The following is a 26,061-nucleotide window of genomic DNA, read 5'->3' as shown; positions in this document are numbered from 1 at the left end:
CGCTTGGTGTCCGCCTGTGGCGCGTCTCCCGTAGGCTCCGGGGTGTGACCGTCTCCCAGCCGCACAGGTACACCCTCGCCAACGGCCTGCGGGTCGTCCTGGCACCGGACGACACGTCGCCGGTCGTCGGCGTCAGCGTGCACTACGACGTGGGCTTCCGCTCCGAGCCCGAGGGTCGGACCGGGTTCGCGCACCTGTTCGAGCACCTGATGTTCCAGGGCAGCGAGAGCCTCGAGAAGCTGGCGCACTTCCGCCACGTCCAGTCCTCCGGCGGCACGTTCAACGGCTCCACCCACCCGGACTACACGGATTACTTCGAAGTCCTGCCCAGCGCCGCGCTGGAACGGGCGCTGTTCCTGGAAGCCGACCGGATGCGCGCGCCGAAGCTCACCGAGGAGAACCTGCGCAACCAGATCGACGTGGTGAAGGAGGAGATCCGGCTCAACGTGCTCAACCGCCCGTACGGCGGGTTCCCCTGGATCCTGCTGCCGCCGGTCCTGTTCGACACCTTCCCCAACGCGCACAACGGCTACGGCGGCTTCGAGGACCTGGAGCAGGCGACGGTCGCCGACTGCGCGGCGTTCTTCGACACCTACTACGCCCCGGCCAACGCGGTGCTCACCGTCGCGGGCGACTTCACGATCGACGGCGCCAAGGCGCTCATCGAGAAGCACTTCGGTGACGTGCCCGCCCGCCCGCGCCCGCAACGGCCGTCGTTCGCCGAGCCGCCGCCCGCCGCCGAGGTGCGCGCCGACCACCCGGACCCGCTGGCCCCGCTGCCCGCGGTCGCCATCGGCTACCGCATCCCGGACCCGGTCGACGAGTTGGACGCGTACCTGGCGTTCCTGGTGCTCGCGGGCGTGCTCACCGACGGCGACGGCTCCCGCCTGCAGCAGCGCCTGGTCTACGGCGAGCAGCTGGTCAGCGAGGTCAGCGCGGGCTGCGGCATGTTCGGCCCGTTCGAGGCGCGCGACCCGGACACGTTCACCATCTCCGCGATGTACTCGCCGGAGGTCGACCTGGACACGGTCCTCGCCGCGGTCGACTCCGAGCTGGAGAAGCTGGCCGCCACCCCACCCGACCCCGCCGAGCTGGCGAAGGTCACCGCGCGCTGGGCGGCGAGCCTGCACAAGGAGCACGACCGGATCGTCAGCCGAACCCTGGCGCTGGGCGCGTTCGAACTGCTCTACGGCAACCCGTCGCTGGTCTACGAGCTGCCGGAGAAGATCAAGGCCGTCACCCCCGACGCGGTGTCCGCCGCGGCCAAGACGCTGCGCCCGGACAGCCGGGCCATCCTCACCGTCACCCCGTCCGGCGGTGCGCGGTGAGCTACGAGTCGACAACCGAGAAGTCCGCAGGAGGAGACCAGTGAGCCGCACCGCCGAGGAGATCGGGCGCACCGAAACCGGTCCCCGCCCCCTCCCCGCGCTCGGCGAGCAGCGCGCGGCCACCAACCTGTCCTCTGTGGACACGGTGCTGCCCAACGGCCTGCGCGTGATCGCCGTGCACCAGCCCACCGTCCCGATGGTCGAGCTGCGGCTGCGCGTCCCCTTCGCGGGCGCGGAGGCCGCGCACGCGGCCACGGCCGAGGTGCTGGCCGCCACCATCCTCACCGGCACCGCCAAGCGCGACCGGGTGGGCGTCGACACCGAGTTGGCCCTGGTGGGCGGTGAGCTGTCGGCCGCGGTCGACCCGGAGCTGCTCTCCATCGGCGGCAACGCGCTGGCCACCGGCTTCGGCACGGTGCTGGCGGTGCTGGCGGACGCGCTGACCGGCGCGGTCCACGCCGACGACGAGGTCGCGGGCGAGAAGGCCAGACTGATCGAGCGGATCACGGTGGCCCGCTCGAAGCCCAACGTGATCGCCCGCCTGGCGCTGCAGCGCCACCGCTACGGCGACCACCCGATCACCCGGGAGATCCCGGAGGCAGCGGACGTGGCCGGGGTGACGGCCGCGGACGTGCGCGCCCTGCACGCGAAGGCCGTGCTGCCCCGGGGGTCGGTGCTGGTCGTGGTCGGCGACGTCGAGCCCGCCCGGGCCGTCGAGCAGGCGGCCGCGGCGCTCGCGGGCTGGGAGTCGGACCGGTCCGCCGCGGTGCTGCCCGCGCTGCCGCACCTGACCCCGGGCGACCTGCTGGTGGTCTCCCGGCCGGGCGCGGTCCAGTCGCAGATCCGGCTGACGGCCCAGTCCATCACCCGGACCGACCCCCGCTACCCGGCCCTGCAACTGGCCAACCTGGCCTTCGGCGGTTTCTTCTCCTCGCGGCTGGTGGAGAACATCCGGGAGGACAAGGGCTACACCTACCACGCCCGGTCCTACCCCGAGTTCACCCCGGACGGCGCCACCCTGCTGATCGACACCGACACGGCCAGCGACGTCACCGCCGCGGCCCTGCTGGAGATCAGGTACGAGCTGGGCAAGCTGGCCATCGGCGGGCTCACCGAGTCCGAAGTGGACACGGTGCGGCAGTACGCCATCGGCTCGCTGCTGACCAGCACCTCATCCCAGGGCGGCATCGCCTCCCAGCTGGCCTCCCTGGCCGTGCTGGGCCTGGGCCTGGACTGGCTGGTCGGCCACCCGGACCGCCTCAAAGCCGTCACGCCGGAGCAGGTTGCGGCAGCCGCCCAGGAGTTCTTCGCCCCGAACCGGTTCACCGGCGTGGTCGTCGGCGACGTCGAAATACTCGCCCCCCTCAAGCACCTCGGCGGCGTGACCTTCCCCGAGTAGCGGGTGTGCCGTGGGTGGGCCGCGCGCAGGCACCGCCCACCCACGGAACGCCCACTGCTCAGGCCACGCCCCTCGGCGCCTCGTCGTGGTCGGTCTGGCGTGAAGCCGCCATCTTCCTGGCCGCCCGCTCGTTCGTCGTCGCCCACGGCGGGTTCGCCAAACCGAGCGGGTCGGCGGCGAGTCCGGCTGCGGTCAGGTGGGTCTTCGCCGGACGGGTGGGAAGCAGAAGCCCGCGAGCCAGCCGCCGCCGACGCCTGCGAAGATCAGCAGGACCACGCCCACCGGTCGCAGGTCCACGGTTGCCCCGGCCGTCGCGTCGCCCAGGCGCACCACGTCACCGACGGCCACCCGGACGCGCTCACCGGCCTGGTGCCCGCAGGCGTCCAGTTCGGACACTCCGCCGGTCGGCAGGCGGACTCGTTCCGGGCCGCCCCCGGTGCACGCCGCGCCCGTCACCACCTCGGCTTCCACCACCGTGCCGGGGCTGCCGCCCGCCGACCAGTGGCCCAGCAACCCGAGCAGCGCGAACGCCAAGGCGACCACCACGCTGGCGGCCGCGGCCACCAGCAGTCGGGTCGTCGGGGAGCGCATCCCCGGATGGTCGCAGACCGCGCAAGGGGTCAGTCTTCGGCCGGGGTGACCTTGCGGATGTAGAGGAGGCGGTCACCGGACTCGATCGCGTCGGCCTCCGAGGAGTCGACCCGGTAGAGCTTCCCGGCGCGGACCAGGCCCAGCACGATGTCGGGCAGGTGCCGGGGCGAGCCACCGACCTCGGTCTGCTCGACCTCGCGTTCGGCGATGGCCAGGCCCTCGTCGGGCGTGATCAGGTCCTCGACCATGTCGACGACGGTCGGGGTGTGCGTGGCCATGCCGAGCAGCCTGCCCGCGGTCTCGCTCGACACCACGACCTGGTTGGCGCCGGACTGGCGCAGCAGGTGCACGTTCTCGGTCTCCCGCACGGCCGCCACGATCTGCGCGTTCGGCGCCATCTCGCGGGCGGTGAGGGTGATCAGCACCGCCGAGTCGTCGCGGCTGGCCGCGACCACGATCGACTTGGCCCGGGGCACGCCCGCGACCCGCAGCACGTCCGAGCGGGTGCCGGAGCCGTGCACCGTGACCAGGCCGAGCAGCGAGGCCGCGTCGAGCATGGCCTGGTCGGTGTCGACGACGACGATCCGGCTCGGCTCCACGCCGTCGGAGAGCACCGCGCTGACCGCGGACCGCCCCTTGGTGCCGTAGCCGACGACGACCACGTGGTCCCGCACCTTCGACCTCCACCTTTGGATCTTGAATGCCTGCCGGGAGCGCTCGGTCAGCACCGCCAGGGTGGTGCCGACCAGCACGATGAGGAAGAGGATGCGCAGCGGCGTGATCACCAGGATGTTGATCAGCCGCGCGGAGTCGCTGGCCGGGGTGATGTCGCCGTAGCCGGTGGTCGAGAGCGACACCGTGGCGTAGTAGATCGCGTCGAGGAACGAGATGCCGTCCTCGTTGACGTCGCGGTACCCGTCGCGGTCGAGGTAGACCAGCAGCACGGCCGCGAACAGCGCGAGCACCGCCCACACGATCCGCCGCAGGATCGAGGTGACCGGGGAGACGCTGCTCTCCGGCATCCGGATGATCCCGACCAGGTCGTGCTCGGCCCGCGCCGTCAGGTCGTCGGTCGCCCGTTTAGGCCTGATCACCACAACTCTCCCCCGACACGGTCCGGCTCACGTGCGGAAGGTTATCCGCCACCCCGCCCGCGCGCCCCACGGCTCGCCGTCAGCCACACGACCAGCGGCTTCACACCAGGTGACCGGTCAGCGGATCTCGGCCTGGCCGTCGACGGCCCGGATCTGCTCCACCAATTCCTCCGCCGCCGCCCGGCTCAGGCCGCTCGCCACCAGGATCGGGGGTTGGCTGTCGACCAGGTCCCTGGCCTCCTTCAGCCCGATGTCGCTGTGCTCCCGGATCACCTTGATGACGTTGATCCGGTACTCGCCGACCTTGGTGACCACCACGTCGAACTCGACCGGCCGGACGCCCGCGACCGTCGACAGGAAGACGTACCCGTCCAGTGCGCTGGGGTCGCGCTCCACCTCCGTGACGAGCCTGCGCACCATCGGGTCGTTGGCGGTCCCGGCGTCGACCTTGTCGAGTTCCGCGCCCTCCAGCAGCACCAGCCGGTCCTCGGCGAGCCGCCGGTAGAGCTTCGGGCGCTGGTACTGCACGACCAGCAGCGCCGCCAGCAGCTTGGCGTTGTAGGCCTGGTCGGCGAAGGTCTGCTTGGCCAGTTCGTGGTTGAGCACCAGGGAGTTGACGAACCGCTTGATGCGGCGGGGGTTGGTGCCCAGGCCCGCGACGATGTCCTCGGCGATGTCGTGCAGGCCATCGGGCAGCAGGGAGCGGACGAACTCGATCGTGGACCCGGTGGACACCGGCGGCAGGGTGAACGGCACCTGCACGATCTTGTCCAGGTACTGCTCGGCGATGTTGCGGTCGCTGTAGGTGGTGTTGATGCTGTTCTCCAGCGCCTCCCGGTCCACGCCGAGCACGTAGACGCAGCCGGGCATGTTGAGGAACAGCTTCAGCGCTTCCAGCGTCTTGAGGATCGATTTCGGCAGGCAGCGGTCCAGGTCGTCGATGAAGAAGACCAGCCGCACCTCGCCGTCGTTGGTGGCCGCGCGCATCAGCTTGGCGAAGCTCTCGCGCAGCTGGACCCGGCGCTCGCGGACCTCGAAGAGGCTTTCCTCGTACTCGGCCTTGTAGGCGTGGAAGTCGCTGAGTTCGTGGAACAGCGGTGCCGCCGTGATGACCGAGTCGGTGAGCGCGCTCGCGATGGCTGTGAGCAGCTCCTTGCCGCGCTTGCGGTCGACGACCTTGTCCACCATGGTGTGCAGCAGCGCCACGACCGGGTTGTCGTCGAACTGGTGGCGCCACGGGTCGAACCAGATGGTGGGGACCTTGTCGCCCTCCAGCTTCTTGCGGACCAGTTCCATCAGCGTGGTCTTGCCGGTGCCCCAGGAACCGTAGATGCCCACCACCAGCGGGGTCTCGCAGACCTGGACCGTGTTGGCCAGCGCGCGGGCGATCTTCTCGCGGTCGAGCAAGTCGTTCGGGGACGGTTCGTCGTTGCGGTACCCCGAGATGTCGCCGTTCGCCACTGGTGCCCTCCCCTGCTCCGGCCGCACGCCACTCTAGATCGCCCGGACCGGCAGGCCGTTACGTGGCGTGAGGGACCGAGCGCAGCAGGGCGCGCAGGCCGTCGGCGTCGAGCAGGTCGACCGGGCGCAGCGTCGTGTTGTGGCGGACGTAGTGGAACGCGGCCCGCACCTGGTCCAGCGGCACACCGGACAGGCTCGCCCACGCGAGCCGGTACGCGGCCAGCTGGACGCTGAGCGCGGGCAGGACGTCCGCCTCCGGCACCCGCCCGGTCTTCCAGTCGACGACGGTCCAGCCGCCGTCCGGGTCGAGGAACACCGCGTCCATCCGGCCCCGCACGCCGACGCCGTCGATCTCGGTGGAGAACGGGACCTCGACCTCGTGCGGGGTGCGGCCCGCCCAGTCGCTGCGCAGGAAGGCCACGCGCAGCACCTCGAGATCCGTGTCGGGGGCGGCCTCGTCGTCGGCCGCGCCGGGCAGCTCGTCGAGGTCGAGCAGGGCGCGGGAGCCGAAGCGGCGCTCCAGCCAGGCGTGGAAGGCGGTGCCGCGCCGGGCCACCGGGTTCGGCGGGTACGGCAGCGGCCTGCGCAGCTTGCGGGCCAACCGCTCCGGGTCGGCGGCCAGCTCCACGAGCTGGCTGACGGTGAGGTGGTCGGGCAGCGTGATCTCCTCGCGGTGCCCGGCGGCGGCGCGTTCGGCGAGCAGCACGTCGGTGTCGCGGACCCAGCCGTCGGCGTCGTCCGGGTCGTCGTCGAACTCGTGCCCGGCGCGCAGCGCGGCCAGCTCGGCGCGGACCATGGCGGCACCGGTGGCCACATCGGACCGCCTGCCGCGCAACGGGTCAGCGGGGAACTGCGCGGACTTCACCACCGCGGCCAACGGGTTCTCCGCGTCCTCCTCGGGTTCCTCGACCCACGTGTCGACGAGGTCCGGGTAGTCGGCGAGTTCGGTGAGGAAGTCCGACGGGCCGCGGGGTTTGCCGCCCGTGCGGGCCCACCAGTGGCCGGAGACCAGCAGCGACCGCTCGGAACGGGTCAGCGCGACGTAGAACAGCCGCCGCTCCTCCAGCAGGCCGCGGTCGGCGAACTCCTCGTTGTGGATCTTCAGCGCCTCCTCGACCTCCTTGCGGTTCGCCGCGCCCGCCAGGTTCAACCTCGGCAGGTCCGCGGCGTCACCGCGCAGGTCGGCGGGCAGCTCGGTGACCGTGCGCAGCCAGCTGCCGCCGCGCCTGCCACTGGGGAACACGTCCTGGACCAGGTGTGGGACGGCCACGACCTCCCACTCCAACCCCTTCGCCGAGTGCACGGTGACGATCTGCACCCGGTCCTCGGCGACCTCGACCTCGCCGGGTTCCAGCCCGTCCTCGGCGCTCTCGGCGGTGGCCAGGTAGTCGAGCAGGGCCGCGAGGCTGGCCGACGGGCTGGCCTGCGCGTAGTCGGCGACCACGTCGGCGAAGGCGTCGAGGTGGGCGCGGCCCGCGCCGCCCCGGCGCGCGGTGGCCTCGATGTCGAGCAGCATGGTCCGCTCGACGTCGGCGACCAGTTCCGGCAGCGGCTGGTCGAGCCTGCGGCGCAGCATGGTCAGCTCGTGCCCGAGGGCACGGACCCGCTGGTAGCCGGGTTCGGAGTAGGTCTCGCGCGGACCGGGGTCGTCGATCGCGTCGACCAGCCCGGCCTGCTCGGCACCCTCCCCGGGGACCAGGGCACCGGGTTCGGTCGCGTACGCACCGGCCAGAGCTCCCGCGCGCCGCCAGAGCGCGGCCAGGTCGGCGGCGCCGACGCGCCAACGGGACCCGGTGAGCAGCCGGGCGGCGGCGGTGCCCGCGAGCGGGTCGATCAGCACCCGCAGTGCGCTGACCAGGTCGCGCACCTCGGGTTCGTCGAGCAGGCCACCGAGGCCGACGACCTCGACGGGCAGTCCGCGTTCGCGCAGGGCGACGGCGAGGTCGGTCATGTCGGCGCGGCGCCGGACCAGGACCGCCGTGGTCGGCGGCTTCCCGTGTTCCTCGACGCCGGCGTACCAGCGTTTCGCGACCTGGTCGGCGATCCACCGCACCTCGGTGTCTACATCGGACAAAAGCGCGATCCGGATGTCGCCCGCAGGCGCGCCTTCGCGGGCGCGCAGCTCGTCGACCTCGAGTCCCTTGGAGCGCAGGGGGGCGGAGACGGCGTTGGCGAGGTCGAGCACCTCGGGCGGGTTGCGGAAGCTGGTGAGCAGGCCGTAGCGGGCGGCGGGGGCCTTGCGGCCGCGGTGCTTCTGCGGGAAGTCGGTGGTGAACCGGGGCAGGTTGGCCGCGCTGGCGCCGCGCCAGCCGTAGATGGCCTGGGCGGGGTCGCCGACGGCGGTGACCGGCATGGGGTCGGCGTCGGGGTACTCCAGGGAGCTGCCGAACAGGGAGCGCAGCAGCACGCGCTGCGAGTGGCCGGTGTCCTGGTACTCGTCGAGCAGCACGGCGCCGAACCGGTCGCGTTCCCCGCGCACGACCTCGGGGTGCCCGGCGGCCAGGCGCGCGGCGAGCGACATCTGGTCGCCGAAGTCCAGCGCGCCGTCCCGGCGCTTGCGGTCGGCGTAGGCGGCGACCAGCGGCAGCAGGGCCAGGCGGAAGCGCTGGGTGACGACGACCTTCCGCAGGTCCTGGCTGAGGTCCGCGCGCTGCCCCTTGGCCCGGGGCGCGTCCTCGATGGCGGCGGCGACGGCCAGGGCGTGCCGGGTCAGGTCTTCCGGGTCGACGAGGTGCTCGGCCAGTTCACCGGCGAGCGCGAGGACGTACTGGGTGACGGTGGCGGGGACGTAGTCGGTGTCGAGGTCCTGGCCCCAGGTGGCGACCACGCGGTGCGCGGTCTGCCAGGAGGCGGTCTCGGTGAGCAGCCGCGCGCCGGGCTCCACGGGGAGCCGGAGGCCGTGCTCGGCGACGAGCCTGCCCGCGTAGGCGTGGTAGGTGAGGATCGTCGGTTCCCCGGCGAACACGGCGGCCTTGCGCTCGCCGGTGGGGTCGAGCCGGTCGAGCAGCCGCGACCCGGCGAGCCTGCGCAGCCGGGCGCGCACCCGGTCGGCCAGCTGACGGGCGGCCTTGCGGGTGAACGTGAGCCCCAGCACCCGGTCCGGCGTGACCAACCCGTTGGCCACCAACCAGACCACGCGCCCGGCCATGGTCTCGGTCTTCCCGGCACCGGCCCCCGCCACCACCAGCGCGGGCTCCGGCGGCGCCGCGATGACCTCGGCCTGCTCCCGCGTCGGCGCGGGCAACCCGAGTTCCTCGGCGAGTTCCCTGGGGCTGACCAGCGCCAACCCGGGCAGCGGTAGACTCAAGGCGCGAGGCAGTCCAGGTCGAGGCGCAGCGGGCACGGGTCGGCGACCTCGAGGGTGCCGCCCACGACGTGCAGCGACTCCTTGTACCCACCCGCGACCAGCGTGTAAGCGGTCACGGTGACCGGCGGTTCCGGCTCGACGAGCCAGAAGTGCCGGATCCCGGCGCGCGCGTACTGCGCGGGCTTGCGGAGCCGGTCGATCCGCCGGGAACCGGGCGAGACGACCTCGACGACCAAGCGGACGTCCGCGGCGTTCACCAACGGCGAGCCGAGATCGATCCCGGCCGCGGTCACGGACAGATCCGGCACGCGCACGGTGGAACCCGGCAGCTCCACCCCGATCTCCAGGAACACCGCGAGATCAGCGGGGACCTGCGCTTCGACCCGGGCGAACAGCCTGCCGAGCACCCGCATGTGCAGGGGCGCGGGGGGTGGGCTCACGGAGAGGGCACCTTCGTCGAGTTCGTACCGGTGGCGTTCGTCGGGGCGCAGCGCCGTGAACTGGCGCACCGTGTAACGGCGCCCCGCGCGGTGGACCGGACTCGAACTCACGAGCGTCAATCTACCTCGCGAAAGGTCGGTTTTCCCGTTCTGCCCCTGTCGATCACCCGACTTCGGGACAGCGGCGGGAGCGCGGACCGCGGCGGCTCGGCGACCGGGTCCTTCGCCCCCGGCATCCTGTCGATGCGTCTTCATGAACGGCGAAGCTAGCGGGAAGCCGTCGGGAAATCACGCCAATCCGACCACCGATACCCGTTGCGGGGACGGGAAACGGGGAATCGCCTATTCGGTGACCTGTCGACCACTGGGATGCAGCGGGCAAGCCGTGCGGACTGGGCAACGGGGGCAATCCGGGTTCTCGTAGGCAGTGTATTCCGGACCCACCGTGGAGGCCGCCGCGTCCCGGACGATCTTGAGCCAGTGCTCGACGCCCTCGCCCTCGACCGGGGACTGGTTGCGTTCGGTGGCACCGGTCTTCTTGTTCGCCTTGGCCACGTACAGCAGGCGCGCGCCGCCGGGTTCCTTGCTGAGATCGGTGAACGCCCCGTAGGCCACCGCCAGCTGGTACACCGCCAGCTGCGGGTTTTCCTGCGCGTCATTCGCGCTGACGGGCGATTTCCCCGTCTTGATGTCAACGATTACCGGGCGGCCCTCGTTGTCCACTTCCAAACGGTCCACCCGACCGCTGACCGTGATCTGGCCCGGCAGTTCCACCCGCACTTCACGCTCGACCGCCACCTGGGTCAACTCGTTGCGGGTGGAGTGCATCCAGCTCAGGAAGGTGTCGACCATCGCGCGGACCCGCTGCTGTTCCCGGCGCGAGAACCAGGGGGCGCCCGCGTCGACCGCCGACCACGCCTTGTCCAGTTCGGCCATCAGCTCCGCGCGCGTGGCCCCCGAGGCCGCCGCCTGGGCCAGCGCGTGGACCAGGGTGCCCGTGATCGCCGCGAGCTGGGTCGGGTCCTGGCCGCCGTGGCGCTCCACCACCCAGCGCACCGGGCACTTGGCCAGGATTTCCACTGTGGACGGTGACACGCGCACCGGTTCGTCCGCCGCGCGCAGTGGCGCCACCGTGGACAGCTCCGGCAGGCCGTACCAGCCGTCCGGGTGCGCCCCGGGCACGCCCGCCGCCGCGAGCCGGGCCAGTTGGCGCGCGGCCAAGGCCCGGCGGTCCGGGTCGACCTCGTTGTCGCACACCACCTGCCGCAGTTCACCCACAAGGTCCGCGAGGATCAGTGCCCGCTCGGGCTCGGCCATCGGCACCGGGCTGTCGATGTCGGTGGTCTCGGCGCCCGCGAGTTCGGCCAGGAATCGCGACGGCTGCTCCTCCTCCCCCCGCACCGCGCTCACCAGCAGCTTCTCCCGCGCGCGCGACGCGGCCACCAGCAGCAGCCTGCGCTCCTCGGCCAGCAGCGGCGCCGTCGCCGAGACCTGTTCCCGCACACCGGAAAGCACGTCGACCAGCCGCTCCACGCCGAGCAGCGAACCGCGCAGCCGCAGGTCCGGCCACGCGCCCTCCTGCACCCCGGGCACCGCCACAACCGTCCACTCGCGACCGGCGGCGGCGTGCGCGGTCAGCACCGCCACCGCGTCCCCTTGCGGCGCGGATGGCGCGAGCGTGTCGCCCGCGATCCGTTGCACGGCGATGTGGTCGACGAACCCGACGACGTCGGCGCCGGGGAACCGCTCGGCGTAGCGCTCGGCCATGTGGAACAGGGCGACGATCGCGTCGAGGTCCCGGTCCGCCTGCGCGCCGACGGGCCCGCCCCGGCCCGCGACCGCGACCCAGCGCGCCTCCAGACCGCTGGACTGCCAGAGGTTCCACAGGACCAGCTCCAGCCCGATCCCGTCCGCGATCCCCTTGCGCACCTCGGCGATCAGCCCGGCCACCCGCCGCACCGGTCCCGCCTCGGTGTCGGCGAGCGCGCTGAGCCGGTCGTTGTCCTCCAGCACCTCGACCAGCAGCTCGTCGCTGGACTTGGCACCACCGGAAGTCAGTTCGAGCCGACGCAGACCGCGCCGCAAACGCCGCAGCGCCAACGGATCCGCACCGCCGAGCTGCGATGCCAGCAGGCTCTCCGCGAGCGGTGGGTCCAATAGGGACGGTATAGCCGCGCACCGCAGCAACGTCAGCAGCGGCCGAACCGCGGGCTGTTGCGCCAATGGCAGTTCATCCCCGGGCGCGGCCACCGGCACACCCGCCGACGCGAGCGCGCGGTGCAGCACCGGGATCGACCGGGTCGCGGAGCGCACGAGCACGGCCATGTCGGCCCACGGCACACCGTCGATCAGGTGCGCGCGCCGGAGCTGGTTGGCCACCCAGCTCGCCTCCGCCGCCGCGGACGGGTGCAGCCGCACGGTGACGGTCCCGCCCTTGTCCTTCGCCTTGTCCACGCGCCGGGCTCCACCGCCGGGCAGCCGCGCGGCCAGGTGCGACACGGCTTTGCGCACGGCGGGTGCCATGCGGTGGCCCGGGCCGAGCAGGACGGTGCTGTCCGGTTCGGCGTCGCGCAGTAGGCGGGGATCCGCGCCGCGGAAGGAGAAAATGCCCTGGTCCGGGTCGCCTGCGACGACGAATTCCTTGGCCGCCACGCCCAATCGACGCAGCAGCGCGTACTGCAACGGGTCGAGGTGCTGCGCGTCGTCGACGAGCAGGTACCGCACGCGGTCGCGTTCGGCGCTGAGGAGTTCGTCGTCGGTCTCGAACGCCAACAGCGCGCTGGCAACCAGTTCCGCGGCGTCCAAAGCGGGCGCGGTGGTGTGCGCGATACCGCTGTCCGCCGACCCGAGCAGCAGCGTCACCTGCTCGTACTGCTCCCCGAACCGGCCCGCCGCGACCCACTCGTCGCGCCCCTCCTCGCGGCCGAGGTCGATGAGGTCCTCCGGCCCGAGCCCGCGCTCGGCGGCGCGGAGCAGCAGGTCGCGCAGTTCCTCGGCGAACCCGGGGATCCCCAGCGCCGGTCGCAACCGCTCCGGCCAGTGCCGGGCACCCAGCTCGACGTCGCCCTCCAGCAGGTCGCGGATGACCGCGTCCTGTTCCGGGCCGGACAGCAGGCGCGGGCCGGGGCCGTCGCGCAACATGGCCTGGATCCGCAGCACCGCGAAGGCGTACGAGTGCACGGTGCGCACGAGCGGTTCACGGACGGTGTGCGCGACGCCCTGCCCCGTGAGCAGTGCGGTGATGCGCGCGCGGAGGTCGACGGCGGCGCGGCGGCTGGCGGTGAGCACCAGCAGCTGCGCGGGGTCCACGCCGCCGCGCAGCACCCGATCGGCGGCCAGTTCGGCCAACAGGGTGGTCTTGCCCGAGCCGGGGCCACCGATGACGCGGACGAACCCGTCGGCGCCCGTGAGGACGCGTCTGGCCTGGTCGGCCCAGTCGAGGGTGCGCCCGGCGGCCGCGGGCCTGCGGACCAGGCGCGGCGCGATCGGGGACTTCCCGGCGACCATCCGCCGATTGGACCACGCGGCCGCGGCGGGCCCGACGGCGGCACGCCCATCGCGGCGCGCCGGAATATTCCGGCGCCCGCGTGCGTCTACCGCACTGAGGCGATCACGAGCAGTGCGGCGCCACCGGGCTTGGCACACTGGTGCCCCGGCGGTGCGGAGTCGAAGAGGTGGGCGTGGACGAGGAACTGCACGAGAAGGTCCGACAGGCGATCCAGGCCATCCCGCACGGCCGGGTGGCGACCTACGGCGACATCGCCGACCTCACGCGCGCCCCGTCGCCCCGGCTCATCGGCAAGATCCTGTCCGAGGACGGCCACGACCTGCCTTGGCACCGCGTCCTCAGGGCGAACGGGACCCCGGCTCCGCACCTGGCGCGTGAGCAGCTCGAACGCCTCCGCGCCGAAGGTGTGCTGACCGAGGGGGAGAAGGTGGACCTGCGCGCCTACCGGTGGGCGGACGTGGTGCCGGAGCCGGAGCGGGGGCTGTTCTGAAGCCTTAGGGGCGCCTGCCGAGGGAGGCGTCGAGGCCGAGCATCTCGAGCAGCCGCTGGCAGTCGGCGGCGTCGGCGGCGTGGTCGGCCACCGTGCGCACGGCCTTGCTGCACTGCTCGGCGTTGTGCAGGGATTCGATCTCGCGTGCCGCGGCGATCCTGCCCGGAGACGCGGCAGTGGTTTGGGCGAGCGTCATGGCAACACCTTCCTTGGGGGCGGCCGGTGCCTGCGGATGAGCGTCGAGGTCGCTCACAGGGGATCCGAGTGCCCGGCCTGCCGGGGGAGGCATTCACTCTTTCAGCCCAGTCGGGCTCAGACAAGAGGCCGTATGGACCCGTTCTGTTAAGCGAGTGTGTTGTCCGGCCACACATGCTCACACACCGCGATTGCCCGCGCACGAAGAGGGTCGTGTCGGTGCGGGGTGCGAGACTGCGCACCGTGCTGTGTGACTACTTCGCCGCCCCGTCCGACGACGCCGCGGCCGGAGCGCTCGAGGCCTTCGACGTCGAGTTCGTCGACTTCAAGAACGCTGACCCGTTCGTCCTGTTCGGCAAGCTCGAGGCCCTGCTGACCGGCGCCACCTACGGGGCCGTGACGGCCGACCCCCGGCAGGGCGACCTCATCGCCGCCGAAGACGAGTGCCTGGTCGTCAGCGTGACCGACGCGCTGACGACGGCCCTGGCCACCGCCACCCCGGAAGCCCTCGCCGCGGCGGCCGCGGCGTGGACCGGGGCGGACGAGTGGTTCGGCCCCGCCCTGGAGCCCTCCGCCGCGGACCTGGCGGGCCTCGCCGACTACCTGCTCACCGGTCTGACCGCGACGGCGGCCCTTGCCACGTCTGCCCAGGCCCGGGGCGAGCGGTTGTACTGCCGGGCATCGGTCTGACCCGCCGCACGGCGAACACAACCAGCCCACTCACGAGGGAAACCCCGCCCGCGACCACGGTTATGAGTCCTACTCCCATACCGACAAGACGCTCGTCGCCGACCGGGGTTCCGCCCGGGCTCCCGATTTCACACTGTCCACAATGGAGCTATCTGCCGCGCCCGCGGCACCCGTCGCCACGCGACCACCGCCGGTAACCCAACCCGGCCCGACCTGCGATCCACCCTGAAGCACCCGCGCCACAACGCCCCAGCGGCGCCTCCACGGCGCCCCCGACGGCGCCGGGACCCAACCAAGATCATCCCCCCGGACTCCCGGGGCCCACCCCCGTTTCCAGCCTATCGATGCTGGTCAGCGGGCCGCAAGGGAGTCTGCCGGGGCTGTGGACAACTACCGGGCATGGGGATCGAGGTCGGCGGCGCTGAGGTGCGCGGCCGGGATCCGGCCGAGCCTGCCCGCCTGGTAGTCCTCGAAGGCGTCGACGATCTCCTGGCGGGTGTTCATCACGAACGGGCCGTAGCGGGCGACCGGTTCGTTGATCGGCAGACCACCCAGGACCAGGATCTCCCAGGTCGGCGAGTTGCCCGGCTGGGTGTCCGCCGCGCGGACCGTCAGCGCGGAGCCCGCGGTGAACACGGCGAGCTCACCCTCCGCCAGCGGACGCCCCTCGGGTCCGACCGCACCACGCCCGGACAGCACGTACACCAGCGCGTTGAAGTCCTCCGGCCACGGCATGTCCAGCCGCGCGCCTGCGGCCACCGTGGCGTGCACGTACGTGATCGGCGTGTAGGTCGCCCCGGGACCCCGGTGGCCCGCCAGGTCGCCCGCGATGACGCGGACCAGCGCGCCGCCGTCGTCGCTGGCCAGGAGGCGAGCGTCGGACGCGCCGATGTCCTGGTAGCGCGGCGGGGTCATCTTCAGCGACCGCGGCAGGTTCACCCACAGTTGGACACCGTGGAACAACCCGCCCTTGGCGACCAGTTCCGGCGGCGGCACCTCATTGTGCAGGATCCCCGAGCCCGCGGTCATCCACTGGGTTGAGCCGTCGGTGATCAGACCGCCGCCGCCGATGGAGTCGGTGTGCGCCATCGCGCCGTCGATCATGTAGGTGACGGTCTCGAAGCCGCGGTGCGGGTGCCACGGCGCGCCCTTGGCCTCGCCGGGGCCGTACTCGACGGCGCCCATGTGGTCGAGCAGCAGGAACGGGTCCGCCATGGCCAGGTCGACGCTCGGGAACGGGCGCCGGACCTGGAACCCCTCGCCCTCGGTGAAGGTCCCGGCCCGCACGGTGGCGCGCACCCGGCGCCACGCGGTCCCGTCCTCGGGCAACGCGGGCAGGCGGGGCAGGGTCAGGGTGTCCGCGGTGACAGCGGGCATGACCGCCTCCTCAACACACCGGGGCCACCCCTGCGGCGACCCGACACCCCCACCAACATGGTTGCGCGCGCAATTATTCCACCCGGACGGTCAGCGCTGCGGCCACATCGAGTAGATGAGGTTGTCCTCGTCCACGCACACGACCTGCGGCATCATCGGCTCCAACACCTGGTCGCACATCATCGGCCCGATCGTCACGGGCGACTTGACGGTGGCGGGCTTGGGCCGCTCGGCGTAGTAGTCGAACAGGATCGCGGCGGCCTGCTCGCAGTTGAGCCGCCCGGTCGGCGTCTCGATGACGACGGCGAGCATGTCCTTGCCGAGCGCACCCTTGAACGGCCGGTCGCAGTACTGGGCGGGCAGGGATTCCAGGACCTTGTAGTCGACGCCGTCGACGTCGGTCGGCTCCGCCTTGGACGTGGCGGTCGTCGGACTCGGCTTGCTGGTCCGGGTCGTCGGCTTCGTCGTGGTCGTCGACGGCTTGGTCGTCGACGTCCGCGAGCTCGACGTCGCGGTCTCCGCGGAACCCACCACCGGGCTACCGGTGACGGCGGTGGAGCAGCCGGCGAGCACCACTGCCAGCAGGGGTAAGACGACCTTCAGCTTCATGTCCGCATGGTCGGTCCACCACGAACCGCCGTTACGGAAGGAGCGGCAAAAGCCGAGGTCAGCACCCTGTGAGAACCATCTCGGGCACCGCGCGGAACCACACGGGAAGCGCGAGCGTCCCACCTGGTCAGTCCATTGAGGACGCGACGACCGTTACCGCACGATCGGTGGAATCTTCCCCGCTCACCCCGGCGGCACCGCGACCACGCCCCTACGGTGTCACGGTGCTCCTCCGATCCACGGCCCTGGCGCTGGCCTGTCTGGCTGTCGCGGGCTGCGCGTCCGCCACTTCCCACGCCGAGGTCGCCGCCACGCGTCCCGCCCCCACCACCACGACGGAGGCCCCACCCGAGGCCCTGGCCTCCGAGACTTCGGGCCCGGCCACCCCCGAGCCACGCCCCGGTATCACCGTGGCCACCCCGAAGGTCGTCCCCGACGCCGTCGACTGCGTCAGCTACGTCCCCCTGATCAGCAAGGCCACCGGCACCAGAGCCACCCAGATCGCGGACGAGCAGACAACCGCCGTCTGCCGCTACCGCCTCCCCTACCCACGAGGCACAACGAACGTCGCCGTCTTCTTCCGCGCGGAACCCCCAGGCACCCCCAGCTACACCAAAACCGAAGACATCAACGGCAACACCGCCTACACCGTCCTCGGCGAAGACCCGTCCGCCTGCGGCCTCTCCATCACCCTGGACCGCTACCTGGCCCCCAACCAGCACGGCTCCCACCTGACCGTCCTGGGCACCTTCGAAACCGCCCCCTGCGCCACCACCCGAAAAATCACCGACGCGGTCTTCGACCGCCTAGCCGACGCCTAGCCACACCCAGCTCGCCCAACTTCCCTTCCCCACCTTCTCTCTTCCCTTCCCTCTTCTCCATTCTCTTCTTTCTCACCCAGCCATCCTCAAAACCGCCACAAGATCCCAGCCCCCACAGAACGCAACGCGCCCCTGCCATACGCCTTGATTGGGTGGACTTGCTTTGTGTGGGGGGACGGACCCGCCAAGCTCGCCTGCGGGTGGGGTGGGCTTGCCCCTCCCACCGCTTTTCCCCGCCGCAGGTCCGTAGGGGCCCCGCGCAAAGCAAGTTCACTCAATCAAGGCCGCGCATCTTTTCCGCGAACAGCCGGACCGATCAACCCAACCACGATCCCAACCGGCACCCCCGCAGCACAAAGATGATCAACGCACGCCTCCGGCCCCCAATGCCAATTCTAGCCAAGGGGGCCGACAGCTCCGAGCGAAGACGATCATGCCTGTGCACAACTCAAGGCGCGCCCCCGGTAGCACCCGGATCAGCCGCCCAACCGCCGCCAAGTCAGCGAAGATCAAACCGATGCCTCCGGCCCAATGCCACTAACTTACGGAGCATCGTTGCAGGTCAACGGCATCTTGAGGGTGCCGTGCGAGAGGCAGGCGGCACGTGCGACGACGCCCTGCGGCACACCATACTTCCATGGCCCGCATTGGGGCATCGAGCGAACACGCAACCCACTGTCGCAAGTGGACTTGATCCGAGTGTTCCAGAGGTCGATCGCCAATCGCTTAGACCGATACTGGCCAGCGAAAACGCGCTAAGTTAGTGGCATTGTGCCTCCGGCCCCCACTATCCATCCTAGCCAAGAGGGCCGACAATCCCGGCTGAAGATGATCAAGCCTGTGCACAACTCCCCAAGCACGCGGGCACACCCAACCAAGCCCCGGCTTTCCGCGATGAGTTGAACAAAGCCCAGATCAGGCCACCCAAGCCTTCCACGCAGGCAACAACACCGCGAGCAACCCCTCCGGATTCTCCACCGCAGGCGAATGCCCAGCCCCCACCACAGTCACGAACTCCGACCCCAACCGCTCAGCCATCCACCGCTGCAACGACGTAGGCCAAGCGTCGTCCGTTTCCCCGCACACCACCAACCGAGGCGTCTCCCCCAACGCCTCCCCCAACTCTCCCACCAGATCCGGTTCGGTCCGCAACCCGGCGCTCATCCCCAGCAACGACTCCGGCCGATTCCGCAAGAACCTCAAGTTCAAGAACTCCCGAACCGGCTCCGCCAACGAAAGCCACCGCGGATTCCCCGCGTTCAGCACCTCCAACGCCCGGTGCGCCCCCGCGATCCCCTGCGCCCGCAGCAACGGCTCCCCGAGGTCCAACACCTGCCGCCGCGGCCCATGCGGCAAATCCGCGGGCCCCGAACTCAACAACGTGAGCCCCCGAACCCGAGCCCCCGCCAACACCGCCCGCCGAACCACCAACCCGCCGTACGAGTGCCCCAGCAGCACCACCGGCCGATCCAACCCGTTCACCAGCCCGGCAACCACATCCCCGAGCGGCCCAGGCAGGTACTCGTCCTCCACCGCGGGCCCGGTGGAATCCTGCTGCCCGGGCAGATCCACCGCCAACGGCGAGAACCCGGCCGCGGCGAGCGGGTCCAGCAACGGCGCGAAGTCCTCCTTCGACCCCGTGTAGCCGGGCACCAACACCGCGTACGGCCCGCCCGTATCCGCCAGCAGCGCCCCGATCGGACCGTACGGCCCCGAGTACTCCACCGCGGCGGCGGAATGCGAAGTCAACTGGGAGTGCATACCCCCGAGTGTGCCCGCCTCAGTGCAGGGCGACCACCGTGTCACCCCGTTGCTCGAGCACCACGGGCCCCACGGTCGACATCGTCACCGGCCCGGAGTACCCCTCGCGGTCGACCGGGATCGTCCCGATCCGATCACCGCTGGCCTGGTCGATCACCACGAGACCGTTCGCCACCGGCAGCAGCGCCCGACCGGCGAACACCACACCCGGCCCCAGCGTGTCCGGGACAGTCCTGAGTGGACTCAGGTCGATCGCGGACAGCACGACCGTGCGCGACCCCGTGTACCAGTGGTACGTGGCCGTCGCGGTCGACACCAGCGGGCTGTGCCCGGGCGGATCCGCGCGCAGGTCCGAAGAGCCCAGTTCCACCGGGTACGTCCCCTGCACCTGCCCCTGTTCGTTGTAGACCACCACACGACCCGGGTCGGGCAGGGCGACCGCGGTCAGGGTGTTGTTCATGGCGACCACCTGGGCGCCGCGCCCGTCGAGCAGCAGGCTGGTGACCTCCTCCGGCTTGTCCGACTCGGCCGGGGCCGCGCGCAGGACGGTCAGGCGGTCGGTGGTCTCGTCCGGGCAGGACTCGACCACCGCGACCTTGCCGGGGGTGGTCAGCACGGTGTGGAACTCGCAGTCGGTGCGCGGCTGCTTGCCGGGGTTCACCTTCGCCGCGACCGTGCCGTACTCGAGGGTCTTCACCAGGTCCGAGCGCAGCGACAGCAGCAGCTTGGACCCGGTGAACGTCGCGTAGTCGACGCCGTCGTCGAGCAGCTTGGTGCCCAGCTCGGCGTCGCTGTGCCGCTGCCGGTCGCGCTCGCCGGAGGTCGGCTTCAGCGCGGTGATCTCGCTGCACCCGCCCTCGGCGCGGGGGTCGCCCGACGGGAGCAGGCCGCTGCCGGTGCGGTAGACGGCGATGACCTTCTTCCACGACACGCCGATGGTGCACAGGTCGAGGCCGCGCCGGTAGGTCCAGCGGACGTCGCCGGTGCGCGGGTCGCGGCCCGCCACCTCGCCGCCGTCACCGGTGACGACCGTGGACGCGATGTCCTGGTCGTTCTGGTCGATGCCGACGACCACGGGCTGCCAGGTGGCCGGGCTCTTGGCCCGCCACGCCTCGCCCAGCGACGGGGGGAAGACCTCCGGCTGGGCGAGGTACCCGGGGTTCACGTCGGTGGTGCGGCTCTCGGTCGCGTTGACCTCGCTGGTCTGCCAGACCAACACCAGTCCCGCGACCAGGGCCACGATGACGACCAGCAGCAGCACCCAGTCGCGACGGCGGTTGAAGCCGTGCCTGGGGCCGACCCGCACAGGTGCGGGCGGGACGTCCCCGTCGAGCACGTCCTCGCCGCTGACCACCTGGTTCGTGGGGTTCCCTAGCGTCACGAGCGCTAGTCTGCACCGCCCGGTGTCTCGCCCGTGTTGGCCCCCGGCTCCCCGGCCACCTCGGCACCGCCGCGGCGGCGACGGCGGCGGGGTCGGGCGGGCTTGTCGGACTTGGCCTCGGGCGCCTGCTCCGGCCCGGACGACACCACCTCGGCGGTCACCGACGAGGTCGGTTCCTCGCCGACGTCCTTGCCGCCGCGCCTGCGGCGGCGCTTGCGCGGCCTGCTGTCGCCGTCGCCGTCCTCGTCGACCGCGGGCCTGCTGGCCGTCGCCTCGGCGGCCCGGACCCGGCTCGCGCCGGTGGCCCGCACCCGCCGCGACCGCGGCGCCGACGCACCCCGGCGCTTGCCGCCGAAGTCCTCCTCCGGCTCGGCGTCGAGGCCCGCGCGGGTGCGCTTGCCGATCGGCAGCCTGCCCGTGGAGCCCTCGGGGATGCCCAGGTCCGCGAACAGGTGGTCGGAGGTGGAGTAGGTCTCCACCGGCTCGGGCTTGCCCAGACCGAGCGCGTCGCTGATCGCCTTCCAGCGCGGCTCCTCGTCCCAGTCGACCAGGGTGACCGCCACGCCGGTCTTGCCCGCGCGGCCGGTGCGGCCGATGCGGTGGACGTAGGTCTTCTCGTCCTCCGGGCACTGGTAGTTGATGACGTGTGTGACATCGGTCACGTCGATGCCGCGCGCGGCGACGTCGGTGCAGACCAGGACGTCGACCTTGCCGGAGCGGAACGCGCGCAGCGCCTGCTCGCGGGCGCCCTGGCCGAGGTCGCCGTGCACCGCGCCCGCGGCGAACCCGCGCTCGGTGAGCTCGTCGGCGACCTTCTGCGCGGTCCGCTTGGTCCTGGCGAAGATCATCGTCAGGCCGCGGCCCTCGGCCTGCAGCGACCGGGCCACGACCTCGATCTTGTCCAGCGAGTGCGCCCGGTAGATGAACTGCTCGGTGCGCTCGTGCACGGCGCTGGCGTCGTTCTCCTCGGCCCGGATGTGCGTGGGCTGGGTGAGGAACGTGCGGGCCAGGGTGATGATCGGGCCGGGCATGGTGGCCGAGAACAGCATGGTCTGCCGCTGGTCGGGGACCATGCGCAGGATGCGCTCGATGTCGGGCAGGAAGCCCAGGTCGAGCATCTCGTCGGCCTCGTCGAGCACCAGGCCGCGGACCTTGCCCAGCACCAGGTGCTTCTGCTCGGCCAGGTCCAGCAGCCTGCCCGGGGTGCCGATGACGATGTCCACGCCCTTGCGCAGCGAGGCCACCTGCGGCTCGTACGGCCTGCCGCCGTAGATCGACAGGACCCGCACGCCGAGGTGCTTGCCCGCGTCCCGGATGTCGGCGGTGACCTGCAGGCACAGCTCGCGGGTCGGGACCACGACCAGGGCCTGCGGGGTGCCGTCGCCGGGGGTCTGGATGCGCTGCAGCAGCGGCACGCCGAAGCCCAGCGTCTTGCCGGTGCCGGTGCGGGCCTGACCGATCAGGTCCTCGCCCGCCAGCGCCAGCGGCAGCGTCAGCTCCTGGATGGCGAACGTGCGCTCGATGCCCGCGCCCGCCAGCGCCCGCACGATCTCCTCGCGGACTCCCAGCTCGGCGAACGTGGGCGCCTCGGGGTCGACCTGCGCGACCGCGGCCGCGGTCAGCGGGTGGGATGTGTCGTTCTCCGGCAGACCGGCCTCGCTGTGCTCCAGCGAGACGGGGTCCAGCTCCGGTGCGTTCTCGCGCGTGGCGGTGTCGCCGCCCGCGGTGTCTTCCTGCGTCAGGGTGATCAGCCTCTCTCGATACCAGCGCGCTCTGCCCTGGGGCCCTTTCGACCGCGCCGTCCGGCCCTGGAGCGCTACCTCCGGGCGGGGCGCGGGAGGGCCTCGTGAGGAAGGCGCGCACCCACTCTGCTCGGGCTGTGGGCTCCGGTGCCCACGAGGTGTTCCCCGAGGTCTCGCCATTGTCGCCGCCCGGGCCGCGGACCACCCGCCGTAGAGCGGTGGTGGGCCGGACGTCCTGGCGAGTCTACCCGCGACAGCGTCCGGATACGCTCCAACCATGGAGAACGCGGAGTCGGGAGTGTCCGGGGGCGCGCTTTCGGCGGGGGTGGTGGACCTGCTCGGCGTGCTCGCCTACGGCGAGTTGTCGGCATTCGACCGGCTGGCCGAGGACGCCAGGTCGGCGCCGACGGTGTCGGGTCGGGCCGCGCTCTCGGAGATGGCGGCGGCCGAGATGGCGCACTACGCGAAGATCGAGAAGTACCTGGCGGCGCACGGCGTGTTGATCGAGGACGCGATCGCGCCGTTCATCGCCCACATCGACACCTGGCACGCGTCGACCCCGCCCCGCTCGTGGCTGGAGTCGCTGGTCAAGGCCTACGTCGGCGACGGGTTGGCGGCCGACTTCTACCGCGAGATCGGCTCGTGGCTCGACGAGGACACCAAGCTGCTGGTGCTGGAGGTGCTGGCCGACACCGGGCACTCCAGCTTCGCCGAGCGGGAGGTGACCGCGGCCATCGAGCGCGACCGCACGGTCCGCGACCGGCTGGCGCTGTGGGGCAGGCGGCTGCTGGGCGAGGCGCTGACCCAGGCGCAGTACGTCGTGGCCGAGCGCGACGGGCTGGCCGAGCTGATCGTGGCGGGCACCGGCGACCTGTCCGGCATCGCCGCGCTGTTCCGCAGGCTCCAGCAGCAGCACGGCAAGCGGATGACCGCCCTGGGGCTCGGCTGAGGTGGCGGTCCCAGTTCGCGGTGGGTGAACGCGGGCGTGCCCGCGGGCCGAGTGCGCGGGTGCTCGACTAGCCTTCGGAGTCGACAGCTTTGGATTCGATGCCCGGAGGTCGGCGTGGAGGTCAAGATCGGTGTCGCGGACACCGCGCGGGAGCTCGTGCTCAACAGCTCGCTGACTCCTGACGAGGTCGAGGCCCTGGTCGCCGACGCGCTGAAGAACCCGCAGGGGCAGCTCAGCCTGGTCGACGACAAGGGCCGCCGGTTCGTGGTGCCCGCGGCCCGGGTGGCCTATGTGGAGATCGGCAGCGCCGACACCCGCAAGGTCGGCTTCGCGCCGTAACGCTTTCTCCCACCGCCCACCCCCTCGTCCCCGCCCGGCATCGTTCCCGACCTGGCGAGCCGACTTCGGCGGAGGCGTGGCGAGTGGACGCGGGCACGGGGAGCACCCGTGTGGACAGATGCGAGAGGCCCCGCACGCTCAGCGTGCGGGGCCTCTCGCGGTTCTCGATCAGTACGTGGGGAGGCTCGTGTCGATCTCGCGGGCCCAGCCCAGCACGCCGCCGCCGACGTGCACGGCGTCCTTGAAGCCCGCCTTGTGCAGCGCGGCGAGCGCCTCCGCCGAGCGCACGCCCGACTTGCAGTGCAGCACGATCTGCCGGTCCTGCGGCAGTTCCGCGAGGGCCTCGCCGGAGAGGATGCGGTCCTTGGGGATCAGCACCGAGCCCTCGATGCGCACGATCTCGTACTCGTGCGGCTCGCGGACGTCGACCAGCGCGAAGTCCTCGCCCCGGTCGAACTTGTCCTTGAGCTCGCGCGGGGTGATCGTGCTGCCCGCCGCGGCGGACTGCGCGTCGTCGCTGACCACGCCGCAGAACGCCTCGTAGTCGATCAGGCCCTCGATCGGCTTGGTCTCCGGGTCCTTGCGGATCTTGATGGTGCGGTACGACATCTCCAGCGCGTCGTAGACCATCAGGCGGCCCAGCAGCGGCTCGCCGATGCCGGTCAGCAGCTTGATCGCCTCGGTCACCATGACCGAGCCGATGGACGCGCAGAGCACGCCCAGCACGCCGCCCTCGGCGCAGGACGGGACCATCCCGGGCGGCGGCGGCTCGGGGTAGAGGTCGCGGTAGTTGAGGCCCTGCCCGTTGGGCGCGTCCTCCCAGAACACGCTGACCTGGCCCTCGAACCGGAAGATCGAGCCCCAGACGTACGGCTTGCCCAGCAGCACCGCGGCGTCGTTGACCAGGTACCGGGTGGCGAAGTTGTCCGTGCCGTCCAGGATCAGGTCGTAGTCGCGGAAGATGTCCAGCGCGTTGGTGGAGTTGAGGTGCTCCTGGTGCAGGACGACCGTGATCAGCGGGTTGATCTCGGCGATCGACTCCTTGGCCGAGACGGCCTTGGGCTTGCCGACGTCGGAGACCCCGTGGATGACCTGGCGCTGCAGGTTGGACTCGTCGACCACGTCGAAGTCCACGATCCCGAGCGTGCCCACCCCGGCGGCGGCCAGGTAGAGCAGCGCCGGGCTGCCCAGGCCACCCGCGCCGACCACCAGGACCTTGGCGTTCTTCAGGCGCTTCTGCCCGTCCACACCGACGTCCGGGATGATGAGGTGGCGGCTGTAGCGCTCGACCTCTTCCTTGGTCAGCTCCTGCGCCGGCTCGACGAGCGGCGGCAAACTGCCTGACATCGGCTCCTCCTCGAACACTGCTCGTGTTCAACCCATAGATGTGTGCCCGATTCTCCCCGCGTGCAACGCCCGGCTCCCAATCGCGGATTCCCGCCTCCCAGCATGCGGGACGGGATTGCCCACTGGCCGGTCGGTCAGCCCGCCGGGCGGGCCTGGGGGTTGGGCCACGGGTTGGGCTTGCAGACCAAGCCGTCGGACTTGACCGGGTCGGGGTTGCCCGCGGCCTTGTTGAGCTGGGAGACGTAGTCGTTGGCCACGCCGAAGCTCTGCTGCATCATCACCGGGGCCAGCGCGCCCGCCTGCGGGCAGCCGACGTGGCCGTTGCGGAAGGCGTGGCCGATCTCGTGGTTGAGCGCGTACTGCCGGTAGGTGAGGATGTCGCCGTCGAAGGCCACCGCGCCGCGCACCCAGCGGGCCAGGTTGATCACCACGCGCTTCTCGCTGGAGCGGTAGCAGGACGACTCGTACTTGATCGTGTAGCCGCACACGTCGTGCGTGGAGTCCGGGGTGGTCAGGCTCACCCGGAAGCTGGGGTTGGGGAAGTTCGGCTGCACCCGCTGCACGGAGATCTCGCCGAGGCCGGTCCAGCCGCGCGGGTCCGCCAGGGTCTGGTCGACCAGCCTGCCGAACGCCTCGTCGCCGCCGAACTGGGCCGCGTCGACGCCGTCCTCGATCTCGACGGTGTAGGTGTAGAACTTCGGGCCGCCGCCGACCTTGCCGGTCTCACCCGGCACGCCGTGCCAGGTGTGCGCGCCGCCCTGGGCGAACGCGCCGCCGTTGGGCAGTTCGGCGCTCGGGATGTTGAGGTCCGGGACCGGGGCGCGCTCGGTGACGTCCGGGGCGCCGGGTTCGCCCTCCGGGGCCTTGTCCACCTGGCTGCCCGTCACCGGGTCCGCGGCCGCCGCGACGGGCGGCGGCTGGGTCTTGTCGCCCGCGACCTGGAAGGCGACGAGCACCGTCACCGCGATCAGGACCGGGACGGCGTAGAGGCGCCAGCCGTAGGTGGCGACGAAGCCGCGCGCGTGGCGCTTCTCGGGCTGCTCCGGGCTCCACGAGGCGGCCAACGGCTCCGCGTCGGTGCGTCTGCCTCTCCGGTACCGGTCTTCGGACCGGCCTTCCGCTGCGGAGCGTGACGACCGGGTGGCCGTGTCCGGCTCGCCTTGCGTCATTCGGCTCACGCGCCCCAGGGTGCCACATCACCCAGCGGTTGTCCGGGCAGTGCAGCACCGACG

Annotated in this window: 21 protein-coding genes; 7 read left to right on the top strand and 14 right to left on the bottom strand. The window is 71.7% G+C overall.

Annotation, left to right across the window (positions count from 1 at the left end):
- Nucleotides 1–44 precede the first annotated feature (44 nt).
- Nucleotides 45–1,328, top strand: a complete 1,284-nt coding sequence (locus V5P93_RS05345; protein ID WP_104482743.1) for a pitrilysin family protein — start codon at nt 45–47, stop codon at nt 1,326–1,328.
- Between the two features lie 40 nt (nt 1,329–1,368).
- Nucleotides 1,369–2,727, top strand: a complete 1,359-nt coding sequence (locus tag V5P93_RS05340; protein WP_104482744.1) for a pitrilysin family protein — start codon at nt 1,369–1,371, stop codon at nt 2,725–2,727.
- Between the two features lie 192 nt (nt 2,728–2,919).
- Here the strand turns inward: V5P93_RS05340 and V5P93_RS05335 are convergent, their stop codons facing one another.
- The 6 genes from V5P93_RS05335 to V5P93_RS05310 form a co-directional block, all read right to left on the bottom strand.
- The gene (locus V5P93_RS05335) at nt 2,920–3,318 is read right to left on the bottom strand and encodes a hypothetical protein (protein ID WP_104482745.1); all 399 of its coding nucleotides are present in this window, start codon (nt 3,316–3,318) and stop codon (nt 2,920–2,922) included.
- A 29-nt stretch (nt 3,319–3,347) separates the two neighbouring features.
- The gene (locus V5P93_RS05330) at nt 3,348–4,409 is read right to left on the bottom strand and encodes a TrkA family potassium uptake protein (protein ID WP_104482776.1); all 1,062 of its coding nucleotides are present in this window, start codon (nt 4,407–4,409) and stop codon (nt 3,348–3,350) included.
- Nucleotides 4,410–4,529: 120 nt separating this feature from the next.
- Nucleotides 4,530–5,873, bottom strand: a complete 1,344-nt coding sequence (locus V5P93_RS05325; protein ID WP_181043868.1) for a ribosomal protein L7/L12 — start codon at nt 5,871–5,873, stop codon at nt 4,530–4,532.
- 58 nt (nt 5,874–5,931) lie between these two features.
- Nucleotides 5,932–9,180: an ATP-dependent helicase gene (locus V5P93_RS05320; protein ID WP_245931692.1), complete on the bottom strand. Its 3,249-nt coding sequence runs from the start codon at nt 9,178–9,180 to the stop codon at nt 5,932–5,934.
- Nucleotides 9,177–9,731 (bottom strand): Uma2 family endonuclease, encoded by a 555-nt coding sequence (locus tag V5P93_RS05315; RefSeq protein WP_181043869.1) that lies wholly within the window; start codon nt 9,729–9,731, stop codon nt 9,177–9,179. The genes V5P93_RS05320 and V5P93_RS05315 overlap by 4 nt, the downstream gene beginning before the upstream one ends.
- 231 nt (nt 9,732–9,962) lie before the next feature.
- Nucleotides 9,963–13,127 carry an ATP-dependent DNA helicase gene (locus tag V5P93_RS05310; RefSeq protein WP_104482748.1) on the bottom strand — a complete coding sequence of 1,055 codons (3,165 nt, stop codon included), beginning with the start codon at nt 13,125–13,127 and terminating at the stop codon, nt 9,963–9,965.
- A 173-nt stretch (nt 13,128–13,300) separates the two neighbouring features.
- On the opposite strand from V5P93_RS05310, the gene V5P93_RS05305 reads away from it, so the two are divergent.
- Nucleotides 13,301–13,618 carry an MGMT family protein gene (locus V5P93_RS05305; protein WP_104482778.1) on the top strand — a complete coding sequence of 106 codons (318 nt, stop codon included), beginning with the start codon at nt 13,301–13,303 and terminating at the stop codon, nt 13,616–13,618.
- A gap of 4 nt (nt 13,619–13,622) precedes the next feature.
- On the opposite strand, the gene V5P93_RS05300 is transcribed toward V5P93_RS05305, so the two are convergent.
- Complete coding sequence (locus tag V5P93_RS05300; RefSeq protein ID WP_104482749.1) at nt 13,623–13,814, bottom strand: hypothetical protein; 192 nt, start codon at nt 13,812–13,814, stop codon at nt 13,623–13,625.
- 218 nt (nt 13,815–14,032) lie between these two features.
- Here V5P93_RS05300 and V5P93_RS05295 point away from each other — a divergent pair, with 218 nt between their 5' ends.
- Nucleotides 14,033–14,503 (top strand): hypothetical protein, encoded by a 471-nt coding sequence (locus tag V5P93_RS05295; RefSeq protein WP_146108322.1) that lies wholly within the window; start codon nt 14,033–14,035, stop codon nt 14,501–14,503.
- A 390-nt stretch (nt 14,504–14,893) separates the two neighbouring features.
- On the opposite strand, the gene V5P93_RS05290 is transcribed toward V5P93_RS05295, so the two are convergent.
- Nucleotides 14,894–15,880, bottom strand: a complete 987-nt coding sequence (locus V5P93_RS05290; protein WP_104482751.1) for a pirin family protein — start codon at nt 15,878–15,880, stop codon at nt 14,894–14,896.
- A gap of 90 nt (nt 15,881–15,970) precedes the next feature.
- The gene (locus V5P93_RS05285) at nt 15,971–16,489 is read right to left on the bottom strand and encodes a hypothetical protein (RefSeq protein ID WP_104482752.1); all 519 of its coding nucleotides are present in this window, start codon (nt 16,487–16,489) and stop codon (nt 15,971–15,973) included.
- A gap of 224 nt (nt 16,490–16,713) precedes the next feature.
- Between V5P93_RS05285 and V5P93_RS05280 the strand changes: the two genes are divergently transcribed.
- Complete coding sequence (locus tag V5P93_RS05280; RefSeq protein ID WP_146108323.1) at nt 16,714–17,310, top strand: hypothetical protein; 597 nt, start codon at nt 16,714–16,716, stop codon at nt 17,308–17,310.
- Between the two features lie 915 nt (nt 17,311–18,225).
- On the opposite strand, the gene V5P93_RS05275 is transcribed toward V5P93_RS05280, so the two are convergent.
- The 3 genes from V5P93_RS05275 to V5P93_RS05265 are packed head-to-tail and all read right to left on the bottom strand — an operon-like array spanning nt 18,226 to nt 22,374.
- The gene (locus V5P93_RS05275) at nt 18,226–19,059 is read right to left on the bottom strand and encodes an alpha/beta fold hydrolase (RefSeq protein ID WP_374065418.1); all 834 of its coding nucleotides are present in this window, start codon (nt 19,057–19,059) and stop codon (nt 18,226–18,228) included.
- Between the two features lie 31 nt (nt 19,060–19,090).
- Nucleotides 19,091–20,452, bottom strand: a complete 1,362-nt coding sequence (locus V5P93_RS05270) for a hypothetical protein (protein ID WP_146108324.1) — start codon at nt 20,450–20,452, stop codon at nt 19,091–19,093.
- Between the two features lie 5 nt (nt 20,453–20,457).
- Complete coding sequence (locus tag V5P93_RS05265) at nt 20,458–22,374, bottom strand: DEAD/DEAH box helicase (RefSeq protein ID WP_374065416.1); 1,917 nt, start codon at nt 22,372–22,374, stop codon at nt 20,458–20,460.
- Nucleotides 22,375–22,471: 97 nt separating this feature from the next.
- On the opposite strand from V5P93_RS05265, the gene V5P93_RS05260 reads away from it, so the two are divergent.
- Both V5P93_RS05260 and V5P93_RS05255 read left to right on the top strand, forming a co-directional pair.
- A complete protein-coding gene (locus V5P93_RS05260) occupies nt 22,472–23,143 on the top strand; it encodes a ferritin-like fold-containing protein (RefSeq protein WP_104482756.1) in 672 nt (223 codons plus the stop codon).
- Nucleotides 23,144–23,257: 114 nt separating this feature from the next.
- Nucleotides 23,258–23,482 carry a DUF3107 domain-containing protein gene (locus V5P93_RS05255; protein WP_104482757.1) on the top strand — a complete coding sequence of 75 codons (225 nt, stop codon included), beginning with the start codon at nt 23,258–23,260 and terminating at the stop codon, nt 23,480–23,482.
- Nucleotides 23,483–23,650: 168 nt separating this feature from the next.
- Here V5P93_RS05255 and moeZ read toward each other — a convergent pair whose 3' ends face one another.
- Entirely contained in the window at nt 23,651–24,829 is a 1,179-nt protein-coding gene (moeZ, locus tag V5P93_RS05250; protein WP_104482780.1) for an adenylyltransferase/sulfurtransferase MoeZ, read from the bottom strand.
- A gap of 134 nt (nt 24,830–24,963) precedes the next feature.
- Nucleotides 24,964–25,998 (bottom strand): DUF3152 domain-containing protein, encoded by a 1,035-nt coding sequence (locus tag V5P93_RS05245; protein ID WP_104482758.1) that lies wholly within the window; start codon nt 25,996–25,998, stop codon nt 24,964–24,966.
- Nucleotides 25,999–26,061: the final 63 nt, after the last annotated feature.

Source organism: Actinokineospora auranticolor, assembly GCF_041897805.1.
Classification (GTDB): Bacteria; Actinomycetota; Actinomycetes; order Mycobacteriales; family Pseudonocardiaceae; genus Actinokineospora; species Actinokineospora auranticolor.
This window is presented reverse-complemented; position numbering and strand designations above follow the sequence as displayed.